This is a genomic window from Alcaligenes sp. RM2, assembly GCF_052931795.1.
On record NZ_JBRFIO010000003.1, the window covers coordinates 108,160 to 120,955 of the forward strand.

The following is a 12,796-nucleotide window of genomic DNA, read 5'->3' on the forward strand; positions in this document are numbered from 1 at the left end:
CGTCTGGCTTCGGCCAGACGCGCGCCACCTCGCAGGGCTACGCGTAGTGCTGCATCCACGGGTTTTACGCTATGGCACAAAATACACCTGCCGCGCCAGCCCCCCCTAAACGGCGCCTATCCTGGAATGATCCGTTCACACGCGGCATTATTTACCAGGTGCTGATTTTGGGTGTGCTTGGCTTTTGTGTTTGGTATCTGGTCTCCAATACCTTGCACAACCTGGCTGTTCGCAATATTTCTACAGGCTTTGATTTCCTGAACCGAGAGGCTGGCTTTGCCATTGGCGAGTCGGCGCTGGCTTATAAGCCCTCGGATACTTATGGGCGGGCCATTCTGGTCGGTCTGGTCAATACGCTGAAAGTGGCGGTGATCGGCATTATTGCTGCCACCGTGTTTGGCACCTTGCTGGGCATTGCACGCTTGTCCAAGAACTGGCTGGTCTCCCGGCTGGCGGGCTTGTACGTGGAAGTGATGCGTAACGTGCCTTTGCTGCTGCAACTGTTCTTCTGGTACGCCCTGATTACCGAGACCTTGCCCGGACCGCGGCAGGCTTTGAATCCGCTGGGCGGCGTATTTTTATCGAATCGTGGTTTGAAGCTGCCCACCCTCCAGGGCGATGGCATGGACTGGATCTTCATGGGTCTGGGCCTGGCGGTGGTGCTGTGGGTCTTGATGGCGCACTGGGCGCGTCGTCGTCTGGAAAAAACGGGCCGTCCTTTCCCCACCATTCGCTTTGGCATTTTGCTGCTGGTTCTGATGCCGGTTCTGGCCTTGCTGATCAGCCCCGAACCCTTGGCGCTGGATGTGCCCCGTCTGCAAGGTTTCAACTTTGTAGGGGGCGTAACCTTATCGCCTGAGTTTGCCGCCTTGCTGGCCGGTTTGATTACCTATACCTCGGCCTTTGTGGCGGAAGTGGTGCGTTCCGGTATTCAGGCCGTGGGCAAAGGACAATGGGAAGCGGCGCAGGCACTGGGTCTGTCCCGTGGCCGCATGATGCGTCTGGTGGTTCTGCCCCAGGCTCTGCGCGTGATTGTGCCTCCCATGACCAGCCAGTACTTGAACCTGACTAAAAACAGTTCCTTGGCCGTGGCTATTGGCTACCCCGATATTGTGTCTGTGGTGAACACCACCTTGAACCAGACAGGGCAGGCGATTGAAGGCATTTTGATCATCATGGCGGCTTACCTGACGGTCAGCTTGTCGATCTCGATCTTCATGAACTGGTACAACAACCGAATTGCTTTGGTGGAGCGCTAAATGAGTCATACGCCTACATCCACCGTAAGCGGGCCACCGCCACTGCAGCGGGGCACCCTGGGCTGGCTGCGCCAGAACCTGTTTTCCTCTCCCTTGAACGCCATTTTGACGGTGTTGTCGGCCTGGCTGCTTTTGATGACTGTGCCAGCCATGATCGATTGGCTGTTCATCAAGGCCAATTTCGATGCGCAAACCGCGCAGGATTGTCGGGCCAGTGCGGGTGCATGCTGGGCTTTCATCCGTGAAAAGCACCGTCTGATCCTGTTTGGCATCTATCCCTATGACGAGCAATGGCGACCCTTGTTGGCCTCCATCCTGCTGACCTTGCTGATCGTGTGCAGCTGCGTGCGCTGGTTCTGGAAACCCTGGCTGCCTGTACTGTGGCTGGTTGGCCTGACCGTCGTGGGTATTTTGATGTGGGGCGGTGTGCTGGGCCTGAGCTATGTGGAAAACAGCCTGTGGGGCGGTTTGCCGCTGACCTTGATTCTGGCTACCTTCGGCATCGCGTTCGCCTTTCCTTTGGGCTTGTTGCTGGCCTTGGGACGTACCTCGCGCTTGCCGGCCGTCAAGGCAGTGTGCGTGGTTTACATCGAACTGATTCGTGGCGTGCCGCTGATCAGCTTGCTGTTCATGTCCTCGGTAATGCTGCCTTTGTTCATGCCCGAGGGCTTTAACATCGACAAGCTGCTGCGTGCTCAGATCGCCATCATTTTGTTTGCGGCGGCGTACATCGCGGAAACCGTGCGGGGCGGCTTGCAGGCCATTCCCAAGGGACAGTATGAAGGCGCGGCTTCGCTGGGCTTGAGCTACTGGCGCACCATGCGTCAGATCATCTTGCCGCAGGCGCTCAAGATCGTGATCCCGCCACTGGTAGGCATTTTCATTTCCCTGTTCAAGGACACCTCCCTGGTCGTGATTATCGGTATTTTCGATTTGACCCAGGCGGCCAAAGTGGCCCTGGCCGATGCGGCCTGGCGCGGCTTTAGCCGGGAAGCCTATCTGTTCATCGCACTGATTTATTTTGTGTTCTGCTACTCCATCTCTCGCTACAGTCGTTCGCTGGAGCGACGTTTGCAAACGGGTTATGAACGCTGACACAGGTAGCAAAGCCTTGGGTAAGACCTATTGCTTTGCTGGCCAGACAAGGAGTTTTGCATGGCAGACGCCATTATTCAGCTAAAGAACGTCAATAAATGGTACGGGCAGTTCCATGTGCTGCGCGATATCAATCTGGATGTGGCCCCCGGCGAGCGCATCGTTATCTGCGGGCCTTCGGGTTCGGGCAAGTCCACCCTTATCCGCTGCATCAACCGCCTGGAAGAGCATCAGAAAGGGCAGATCATTGTGGCTGGTGAGGAGCTTACCAACGATGTGCGCCAGGTCGAGGCCATTCGGCGTGACGTTGGCATGGTGTTTCAGCACTTCAATCTGTTTCCTCACCTGACCGTGATGGAAAACCTGACTTTGGGGCCGATGTGGGTTCGTCGCAAGACCAAGGCCCAGGCTCAGGAGCTGGCCATGAAGTATCTGGAGCGTGTACGTATTCCAGAGCAGGCCAACAAGTATCCCGGACAGCTCTCTGGCGGACAGCAACAGCGCGTGGCCATTGCACGTTCCCTGTGCATGGAGCCTAAAATCATGCTGTTTGACGAGCCTACCTCGGCGCTGGACCCGGAAATGGTCAAGGAAGTGCTGGAAGTGATGGTCGAGCTGGCCCATACCGGCATGACGATGTTGTGCGTGACCCACGAAATGGGTTTTGCGCGTAAAGTGGCTGATCGGGTCATTTTTATGGATCAGGGCGAAATCATCGAGCAAAATACGCCTGATGAGTTCTTTGACTCGCCACGCAGTGAAAGAACGCGTGAGTTCTTAAGCCAGATCATTCATTAAGGATCAGTGGCTGCTCTGCATGGGCTGCCTTGTGCAGCCCATATGCATTTTTATTTCAAGGAAAAAAGTGATGTTTCGAGTCTGTAAGTGGCTGCTGGCTGTCTCTGGTGTTGCGGCTGTCATGGCTGCCCCGGCTGTAATGGCGGAGGATGCTTATCCTTCCAAACCTATCCAGTTCGTGGTGCCTTATCCACCGGGTGGCCCTTTGGACAGCATGGCTCGCTTGCTGGCTGAACGCGTCAAAGGCGACCTGGGCACGGTTGTGGTGGAGAACAAGTCGGGTGCGGGTGGCAATATCGGTGCCAGCATTGTGGCCAAGGCCGCTCCGGACGGCTATACCCTGATGATGGGGGCGGTGGCGATCAACTCCATCAACCCCTGGCTGTACAAGACCGTGCCTTTTGACCCGGTCGAGAGCTTTGCGCCTATCGCCCTGGTTGCCTCGGTGCCTAACATCCTGATCGTGAACAAAGAGTTTGCCGAACAAAACAAGATTGCTTCGGTGCAGGATCTGATCAGCTACGCTAAAGAGCATCCCGGTCAAATGAACTTTGCTTCGGGCGGTAATGGCAGTGCGGGTCATCTGGCCGGTGAGGTCCTGAACACCCGTGCCGAGATCAATTCCGTGCATGTGCCTTACGCCGGTGCCAACCCTGCCAAAACGGCCTTGCTGGCAGGCCAAGTGCATTTCATGTTTGATAACCTGGCTTCGGCAGCGCCGTTGATCAAGGCAGATACCGTCAAGGCCCTGGCTGTGACGACTCTGGAGCGTTCCAGCTTCCTGCCTGATGTTCCCACCATGGAGCAGGCTGGCGTGAAGCCTTTTGATCTGGGCACCTGGTTTGGAGTGTTTGCTACGGGCGGTACACCACAGCCTGTGCTGGACAAGCTGCATGCCGCTTACTCCAAGGCTTTGATGGACCCGGCCGTGCGTGAAGCACTGGCTACCATGGGCTCGGATGTGCAGCCTGGTACCATGGCTGAATTCAGCGAGCTTGTCAGCAATGATCTGAAGAAGTACAAAGAAGTCGTTGCCGACTCGGGTGCCGAGTTGTTCTAAGCTTTCAAGTACTTAGCCCCCAGGCAATCAGTGACTGCAGTTTGTGTGGTCGCTGGCAAGATCAAGAATTGTTAAAGAAGGCAGTGAAGTCTGTTTTGAAGTACCTGCTTGCGGTGCCTCTTGCTAGTATTGGAGGCATTCAGGCGGTCCTGGTACTTAATTTGAGATTACGGAGCCAATAATGACAATTTCCATTCGTTCTGCAAAATTAGCAGCATGTGCTGGTGCTCTTTCCCTTTTGGCCGCTTGCGGCACGATGGACAATATGAGCACAGGTGGTCGTACCGCAGTGGGTGCGGGTGGCGGCGCTGCTGTGGGGGCTGGTCTTGGGGCTTTGATTGGTGATAGCAGCAAGGCCGCCATGATTGGTGCAGGTATCGGTGCACTGGCTGGTGGTATTGCAGCGTACAACTGGTCTGGCATTAAAAAGGATGTTCAGCAGTCTGGCGCAACTGGCCTGGGTGTGGATGTGACCGAAATGCCCGATGGCAGCTTGCGGGTCAATATTCCTAGCAGTGTGTCGTTTGATACCGGCCATTATCAGTTAAAGCCTGCTTTGCTGCCTGTTCTGGATAGTGTGGCTCGCGCCATGAATCAGCATCCAGAGCTGCGTGCCAAGGCTGTCGGTCATACCGATAGCACCGGGTCGGCACAGACCAATCAAACTTTGTCGGTTAACCGCGCAAGCGCTGTGACGAATTACCTGACGCAGCAAGGTGTGGGACAAGGTCGTTTGATGGTAGAAGGCCGTGGCCCGAACGCTCCTATTGGGGATAATGCGACGGCTGAAGGCCGTGCCATGAACCGCCGCGTGGAGTTGTATTTGTACGCTCCGCAGAAGTAAGTCTCTGCTTGCCGCCTTAAGGTGTGCTGACAAAAGGCCCGGTTTTTTAACCGGGCTTTTTTTTGTTTGATCGGGGAGTGAGGGCATGGTTTGAGGGCAGCATGTTCTGTCAGTTGTCAGTTATTAGTTGTGAACTGCTGATTGGTGGTTATCTGTTGTCGTTGATGGCATTAACGTTACTTGAGAGGGGCAGGGCTGATTATTGAGTAGAACGCAGTGATGAGCACGCCCTTGGGGGCGGTGGGCACCCGGAGGGGCTTGAGCACTTGCCGGTGCTGCGCACCGGTCCCCTTGTCGAGGGCATCATCCGGGCGCACTCTGAACTCGCGGGGTGGTTCGTCCCCCGGACGAACCACAAGCGTCCCGCTCAAACAGCAGAGTGCTTGCACCCCGGATCATGCCCCCGCCTGCGGCAAGTACTCTGAATCGCCCCTCCGGGTCCCCACCGCCCCCAAGGGCTCATACCGTGGCTATTCAAGTAATCATGTATTGAGGGTCTGGGTCTGGGTCTGAGATTTGGGATTTCGGATCTTGGGTCTGAGGTTTGACGTCTGAGGAGAGAGGTCGGAGGTGAAAGGTCTCAGGTGATAGGTGATAGGTCAGAGGTCAGAGATTCGACGCAGACCAGGAAAGTGCCACACGCCATTCAAGGATGCAGTTTGAACCGTCCAGAAAAAACGATTGTGAGCCAGTTGAGCCTAGCTTCAGGGTGTCCGGGCGGTTCAGAGGGTTTGCCGCGGTCGGGAGATAGCGTAGGGGTGCAAGCATCCTGCTGTTTGAGCCGGACGCTTGTACTTGGTCCGGGGGACCAAGTACCCGGCGAGTTCAGGATGCGCCCGTAGCTATCTCCTGACAAGGGCACCGGTGCGCAGCACCGGCAAACCCTCAGCCCGGACACCCTGAAGCTAGGCTTAACTGACGTCTTCAGCAACGATCTCTTCTGACTGTTAAACCTCGCTTTCCAATCAAATGAGATGACGAAGCTCCAAAAAGAAAAAGCCCCAGGCAGAAAGAATCCACCCAGGGCTTTAACCCATCAAGGCCTGATCAAACAAAGATCATGTTCACACCCGGCCCGTATTCAACACAGCATCAAGCCTCCTGATACAGCTTGCTGCCTTGCTGAACAAATTGCACTGACATCTCCTTCATCCCCTGATCCACAGCGGACTGCTCATCCAGACCATTAGCCTTGGCATAGTCCCGTACATCCTGCGAGATCTTCATGCTGCAGAACTTGGGCCCACACATGGAGCAGAAATGCGCCACTTTCATGGAGTCTTTAGGCAAAGTCTCGTCGTGGAACTCACGCGCTGTATCCGGGTCCAGACCCAGATTGAACTGATCATCCCAACGGAATTCAAAGCGCGCCTTGGACAAGGCATTGTCCCGGAAGGCCGCCGAAGGATGCCCCTTGGCCAAGTCCGCGGCATGTGCTGCGATCTTGTAAGTGATGATGCCGTCCTTCACGTCCTTCTTGTTCGGCAAGCCCAGATGCTCCTTGGGCGTCACATAGCACAGCATCGCCGTACCTTGCCAGGCAATCATCGCCGCACCCAAACCGGAAGTGATGTGATCGTAGCCCGGCGCAATGTCCGTTGCCAAAGGTCCCAAGGTGTAGAAGGGGGCCTCATGACAGTGCTCCAGCTGCAACTGCATGTTCTCTGGAATCAGATGCAAAGGCACATGACCAGGACCTTCAATCATGACTTGAACATCATGCTTCCACGCTACCTGGGTCAACTCGCCCAGGGTACGCAGTTCCGCGAATTGTGCCTGATCATTAGCGTCATAGCCCGAGCCGGGGCGCAAGCCATCGCCTAGCGAGAAAGCCACGTCGTACTGCTTCATGATCTCGCAGATGTCCTCGAAATGCTCGTACAGGAAGCTTTCGCGGTGATGCGCCAGACACCACTTTGCCATGATGGAACCACCGCGCGAAACAATGCCTGTCATGCGGCTGGCCGTCATGGGAATAAAGGGCAAACGCACACCGGCATGAATGGTGAAATAGTCCACGCCTTGCTCGGCCTGCTCAATCAAGGTGTCGCGGAAAATATCCCAAGTCAGATCTTCGGCAATGCCGCCGACCTTTTCCAAGGCCTGGTAAATAGGCACCGTACCGACAGGAACCGGCGAGTTGCGAATAATCCATTCGCGCGTCTCATGGATATTCTTGCCCGTGGACAAATCCATGATGGTGTCCGCACCCCAGCGAATCGCCCAGGTCATTTTTTCGACCTCTTCGCCAATGGTGGAGCCCAGGGCGGAGTTACCGATATTGGCGTTGATCTTCACCAGGAAATTGCGGCCAATAATCATGGGCTCGGTTTCCGGGTGGTTGATATTGGCGGGCAAAATGGCTCGGCCACGCGCAATTTCATCACGAACAAACTCGGGGGTGACCGTGGTGGGCAAGCTGGCGCCGAAACCTTGACCAGGGTGTACCTTGGTCAGGCGACGAGCCATCTCTTCGCCTTGCGGACCGCTGGCCCGCAAACTTTCAATGTATTGCTCGCGTCGCAGATTTTCCCGAATCGCCACAAACTCCATTTCGGGAGTGATGATGCCGCGCCGTGCGTAATGCATTTGCGTGACATTGGCTCCTGAAATGCTGCGTCGAGGCTGACGCTTCAACTCGAAGCGTAACGTGTCCAGTTCCGGGTCGGCCTGGCGGGCTTGACCGTACTGGCTGTTGAGTCCTGCCATCAACTCGGTGTCCTTGCGCTCGCTGATCCAGGCTTGGCGTAGCGGGGGCAGGCCTTTGCGAATATCGATCTGCACCGAGGGGTCTGTGTAGGGACCGCTGGTGTCATAAACGCTTAAGGGAGGATTCGGCTCGGCGCCGAAGTGGCTGGGCGTATCAGCCAGGGAGATTTCCCGAAAAGGCACACGCAGATCAGGCCGTGAGCCGGTTTGGTAGATTTTTCGGGAGTTGGGTAAGGGCTGGATCGCAGCCGGGTCTACGCTGGCCGCTGTGGCCGTAAAAGAAGGGGTTTTGCTTGTCATTGCAGCTCCAAAGAAATGGTGGAGCCGATATAGGAAGAAGTGCCGTGCAGGCATTGCACCTGTGGCACACGCTCCCAGCATCGGCATTATCCGTACTGGTACGAGGGTTTATCTCAACCCGCCAAATGGCGAGTACCCCTGCGTGCTGACAAGTATAGGTATCTTGGAGCTGCTTGTGGACGTATAAGGCTTATTTTCTTTTCATACCGTTGAGCAGATGACGGATGGTTTGATCCAGGTGGTCACGCTCTTTGGGTGGCAAAGCCACAATCTCGTCCACGGAAAAGCGGTTGAAGGGCCAGGTCACAATCGGTGGGCCTTCGCCGGAGTCTTGCAAGGTGGTAGCATGGGCTGCACTCAGCTCCATATTGCCCAGCCCGTTTTTCAGCCATTGAGCACTGATATTCAGGGCTTTGGCCAGATCCAGAATTTCGCGCGCGTCACGCCGCGTACCACTCTCGTAATTGGAGATGGCGCTTTGAGTGAGGTTGCACAGACGAGCCAGCTCGGCTTGAGAAAAGCCGCGTTGCAGGCGGGCGTGGCGGAGGCGATCAGAAAAGTGTTTCACAGTACAGATTGTTCATGGAACGCCCTGCACGATGGTTTTGAGTAAAGATGTCGTATGTGATAAAAATGTCTGGCTTAACCGGCTGAATGAAACGAAGAGAAGCTTAAGATGGGAGCAGCACCAGATTTGTCGGGTTCAAGCCTGTGCTTAAAGCTTGAATGTCAGGGGTGTTTAACAAGGCAGGCGGTATAGGCGGGTAGAACGTACGGTGCCTAGCGTTTTTTCATGCCGTCCAGTAAATGACGCAAAGTGCGATCGAGCAAATCACGTTCGCCATCTGCCAAAGCAACCACTTCATCGACGGAAAACAGACGGAAAGGCCAGGTAACAATGGGAGGACCATCCAGGGGTTCGGACAATGTGTAGCTGTCCTGCGTGAACTCCATCGTGCCGATACCCTTGCGCAACCACAAAGCGCTGACATTCAAGGCTCTGCTCAACTCCAGAATTTCACGTGCATCCCGACGAGTGCCATTTTCATAATTGGAGATGGCGCTCTGGGTCAATCCGCATAGACGTGCCAAATCTGCCTGAGAAAGACCGCGATGTTGACGTGCGTGGCGAAGGCGTTCGGAGAAATGTTTCACACAACAGATTGTTGATGTAAAGCCAAACACGATGGTTTTAATTAAAAATCACAGTCGTGATTTATACTGTCCGGCATAGTCATCAGATGTCATTATAGTTAAGGTATCAACTATGTCGGTTGCAAATGAAATTGCTGGCGGTCCTGTTGTTCTGTACCTGGCCACGTCTATCCCTGATCGAAACTTACTAGAACAACAAATTCAGGCTCTGGCAGAACGTGGTTATCGTCTTATTTTTTGTCCGGATGCGACGGCTTTGCTGCAGTTGGCCCAAACGCGGGGCCGTTACGCCGGTTCGATATGTATTGCCTGGTTGGGCGGGGCCTTGGCGGAAATCTGCTCGGCGGCCGTGCGCTTACGTATGCTGTGTCCGCAAATTGGAATCCTGATGCAGTCTGATGCGACGGACTCGGCCATGCTGCAAGCCTTGCATAGCGGCGGAGATCAGTTTTGCCCCAGGGATGCGTCTTTGGAGTTGCTGGCAGCCAGTTTGCACAGCTTGCAGCGGCGCATGATGCAGATGCCCATCATTCCTGAACCGTCTCAGCCCCAGGAGTGGGTGCTGGATCAGGAGGGCTGGGCCTTGATATCGCCTGTCGGGATCTCGTTTAGCCTGACCAGCACGGAGCGCGCCTTCATCGTCCGCTTGCTGCGCGAAGAGGATCGCCGGGCCAGTCATTACGAGTTGATGCGGGCTGTGGCTAGTAAAACGGATGTAATCAGCAATCCACCCGGTGCTTCGCATATCAACCGCCTGGGCGTTCTGGTCAGCCGTATGAGACGCAAATTCAACCAGGGAGGCACGGTTCTGCCTATCCGCTCGATTCATAACTGGGGCTATATGTTCGCTGCTAATTGCCAGTTGCTGGCCTAGTCAGGATGTCATCAGGGCAGTTGAAAAAGGCCCTGTCGGTTATACCGGCAGAGCCTTTGTTCATGCTGTGGGGGGCAGGGCTTAGTAGTAGCGCTGCACCGACAAGTCGTCTGCACGGATGGCAGGCTCCTTGTTGCTGATCAGATCAGCCAGCAATTGCGCACTGCCGGTAGCCAAGGTCCATCCCAGCGTACCGTGGCCGGTGTTCAGGAACAGATTGGAGTAGCGGCTACGCCCCACAATTGGGGTGCTGTCCGGCGTCTTGGGACGCAGGCCGGTCCAGAAATGCAGATCTGCATCGCTTTGGTAGCTGCCGGGGAACAGATCATTCAGGACCATCAGCAAGGTCTGTTCACGGCGGGGATTCAGGCGCTTGTTAAAGCCGACGACCTCGGCCATGCCGCCCACGCGAATGCGATTATCAAAGCGGGTTAGGGCGATCTTGTAGCTTTCATCCAGCAAAGTGGACTGAGGCGCACGCGAGGCATCCGCAATTGTGGCGGTAATGGAGTAGCCCTTCAACGGGTAGACCGGGATGGCCTGCAGGTCTTTCATCAAACCCGTAGACCAGGAGCCCAAGGCCACCACGTAGGCATCGGCAGTCAACAGGCCATCGGAGCTTTGGACGCCGCTGATCTGCGTGCCGTTGCTGTGAATGCGCTGAATGTTCTGGTTCCAGCGGAATTCCACGCCTTCCTTCTCGGCCAATTCGCTAAGGCGGCGGGTGAACATCTGGCAGTCGCCGGTTTCATCTTCCGGGAAGCGCAGGCCACCGCTTAGTTTGTGCTCTACGTGGCGCAGAGCCGGCTCAATCGTGTGCAATTCGGAGGCGGACAGCAGCTCGTAAGGCACGCCAGCTTCTTTCAGGACCTCGATGTCGGCAGCAATGCCGTCCAGCTGCTTTTGCGTACGGAAAAGCTGCAAGGTGCCTTGGGCACGGTGCTCGAATTGAATGTCGGTCTGGGCGCGCAGCTCGGCCATGCAGTGGCGGCTGTATTCAGCCAGACGCACCATGCGTTCTTTATTGATGGCGTAGCGGTCTGCTGTGCAGTTGCGCCACATGGCCAGTAGCCACTTGATTTGTGTCAGCGTGCCATCCGGGCGAATCGTCAGGGCCGGATGCTCGTCGAACATCCACTTGATGGCTTTGCGCGGGATACCCGGCGCAGCCCAAGGGCAGGCATAGCCAAAGGACAACTGACCGGCATTGGCAAAACTGGTTTCCAGAGCGGGCCCAGCCATGCGGTCGATGACCGTTACGCTGTGTCCTTGGCGGGCAAGATAATAAGCGCTGGTTACGCCTTCTACGCCAGCACCTAGCACGAGGATCTTCATACGGTTCCTTGGGCGCATCGCCCGAAAGGGAAAGTGTTGCAATCAGGCGCGCAAAAACCGCGCGCACTGTCGCAATTCGATACGTTTTATCCGTCTATTTCAACAGGCGGGCAGGGTAGGGGTCAAGGATTAGTCCTGATCCGGTGCACTGCGTGGGAACACCATATTGTTACGGTGTATCAGCTCTGTATCGTGTTCGCTGCCCAGCAATTCATTGATCAGGTGGCTGGGTTGGCCCATGATGCGGCGGGTGTCGTCCGAGGAGTAGTTGATCAGACCACGGGCGTATTCCACGCCGTGCTTGTCCACGCAGGCAACGACATCGCCACGGTCAAATTCGCCTTCTACATGGGTGACACCGACGGGCAGCAGGCTCTTGTGACCGTCTACCAGCGCACGTACAGCGCCTTCGTCCAGCGATACGCGACCACGCACACGCAACTGGTCGACCAGCCAGCGTTGGCGGGCCGAGCGTACGGGCAGGGTGGCACGCAGCTCGGTGCCAATGCGCTCACCTTGTGCCAGGCGGGACAGGACTTGCTGTTCGCGGCCAGAGGCAATAATGGTGTGGCCACCGCTTTGCGCAGCGCGTTTGGCGGCCAGGATTTTGGTGATCATTCCGCCGGTGCCGATATTGCTGCCCGAGCCGCCTGCCATGGCTTCCAGCGTCGGATCGCCCGCCTGTCCCAGCGAGATGAACTGCGCATCAGGATTGCTGCGCGGGTCGGCACTGTAAAGGCCAGCCTGGTCGGTCAGGATAATCAGGGTTTCGGCTTCGATCAGATTGGTGACCAGTGCGCCCAATGTATCGTTGTCGCCCACGCGGATTTCATCCGTGACCACCGTGTCGTTCTCGTTCACGATGGGGACTACACCCAGGTCCAGCAAGGTGTTGATGGTGCCTCGTGCATTCAGGTAGCGATGGCGGTCGGCCAGATCTTCATGGGTCAGCAGAATCTGAGCGGTGCGCACACCATGGCGGGCAAAAGCCACTTCATAGGCTTGAATCAAGCCCATCTGGCCGACGGCCGCCGCCGCTTGCAACTCATTCATGGCCTTCGGTCGGCGCGGCCAGCCCAGGCGGGCCATGCCTTCGGCAATGGCACCGCTGGAAACCAGCACCAATTGCTTGCCTTGGGCATGCAGTTGAGCAATCTGGGTAGCCCATTGCTCTACGGCATCCAGGTCAATCCCTTTGCCCTCGTTGGTGACCAGGGAGGAACCTACTTTAATAACCAATCGGCGCGATTGCGCAACGGCCGATTCAGAATGAGAAGAGTGCTGCATGACGAGTTCAGAAATCCATCGCTTGGCGTGTAAATAGAGAAAATGCCAGGAGTAGGGCGGTTGGCTTAACCGCGTCTTCC

Annotated in this window: 11 protein-coding genes; 6 read left to right on the plus strand and 5 right to left on the minus strand. The window is 56.2% G+C overall.

Going from position 1 to position 12,796, the window contains the following annotated elements:
- The first annotated feature begins 71 nt into the window (after nt 1–71).
- The 5 genes from ACU6HM_RS12165 (at nt 72) to ACU6HM_RS12185 (ending at nt 5,056) form a co-directional block, all read left to right on the plus strand.
- Nucleotides 72–1,259 carry an amino acid ABC transporter permease gene (locus ACU6HM_RS12165; RefSeq protein ID WP_022983606.1) on the plus strand — a complete coding sequence of 396 codons (1,188 nt, stop codon included), beginning with the start codon at nt 72–74 and terminating at the stop codon, nt 1,257–1,259.
- Nucleotides 1,260–2,354 (plus strand): amino acid ABC transporter permease, encoded by a 1,095-nt coding sequence (locus ACU6HM_RS12170; protein WP_137430654.1) that lies wholly within the window; start codon nt 1,260–1,262, stop codon nt 2,352–2,354. It abuts the gene before it with no gap.
- 60 nt (nt 2,355–2,414) lie between these two features.
- Nucleotides 2,415–3,152, plus strand: a complete 738-nt coding sequence (locus ACU6HM_RS12175) for an amino acid ABC transporter ATP-binding protein (protein WP_009460548.1) — start codon at nt 2,415–2,417, stop codon at nt 3,150–3,152.
- A gap of 70 nt (nt 3,153–3,222) precedes the next feature.
- Entirely contained in the window at nt 3,223–4,212 is a 990-nt protein-coding gene (locus ACU6HM_RS12180; protein ID WP_026484425.1) for a Bug family tripartite tricarboxylate transporter substrate binding protein, read from the plus strand.
- A gap of 265 nt (nt 4,213–4,477) precedes the next feature.
- Nucleotides 4,478–5,056: an OmpA family protein gene (locus ACU6HM_RS12185; protein WP_088453170.1), complete on the plus strand. Its 579-nt coding sequence runs from the start codon at nt 4,478–4,480 to the stop codon at nt 5,054–5,056.
- Nucleotides 5,057–6,148: 1,092 nt separating this feature from the next.
- On the opposite strand, the gene thiC is transcribed toward ACU6HM_RS12185, so the two are convergent.
- From thiC to ACU6HM_RS12200, 3 genes are all read right to left on the minus strand, one after another.
- Nucleotides 6,149–8,065 carry a phosphomethylpyrimidine synthase ThiC gene (gene thiC / locus ACU6HM_RS12190; RefSeq protein WP_009460552.1) on the minus strand — a complete coding sequence of 639 codons (1,917 nt, stop codon included), beginning with the start codon at nt 8,063–8,065 and terminating at the stop codon, nt 6,149–6,151.
- 190 nt (nt 8,066–8,255) lie between these two features.
- Complete coding sequence (locus ACU6HM_RS12195) at nt 8,256–8,633, minus strand: helix-turn-helix domain-containing protein (protein ID WP_446763860.1); 378 nt, start codon at nt 8,631–8,633, stop codon at nt 8,256–8,258.
- Between the two features lie 212 nt (nt 8,634–8,845).
- On the minus strand, nt 8,846–9,220 hold the full coding sequence (locus ACU6HM_RS12200) for a helix-turn-helix domain-containing protein (RefSeq protein ID WP_022983603.1): 375 nt from the start codon (nt 9,218–9,220) through the stop codon (nt 8,846–8,848).
- A 112-nt stretch (nt 9,221–9,332) separates the two neighbouring features.
- On the opposite strand from ACU6HM_RS12200, the gene ACU6HM_RS12205 reads away from it, so the two are divergent.
- Nucleotides 9,333–10,094: a helix-turn-helix domain-containing protein gene (locus ACU6HM_RS12205; protein WP_009460558.1), complete on the plus strand. Its 762-nt coding sequence runs from the start codon at nt 9,333–9,335 to the stop codon at nt 10,092–10,094.
- Between the two features lie 81 nt (nt 10,095–10,175).
- Here ACU6HM_RS12205 and ACU6HM_RS12210 read toward each other — a convergent pair whose 3' ends face one another.
- Both ACU6HM_RS12210 and proB read right to left on the minus strand, forming a co-directional pair.
- Nucleotides 10,176–11,429 (minus strand): D-amino acid dehydrogenase, encoded by a 1,254-nt coding sequence (locus tag ACU6HM_RS12210; RefSeq protein ID WP_009460560.1) that lies wholly within the window; start codon nt 11,427–11,429, stop codon nt 10,176–10,178.
- 129 nt (nt 11,430–11,558) lie between these two features.
- Nucleotides 11,559–12,716 (minus strand): glutamate 5-kinase, encoded by a 1,158-nt coding sequence (gene proB / locus ACU6HM_RS12215; protein ID WP_026484420.1) that lies wholly within the window; start codon nt 12,714–12,716, stop codon nt 11,559–11,561.
- Between the last annotated feature and the right edge of the window lie 80 nt (nt 12,717–12,796).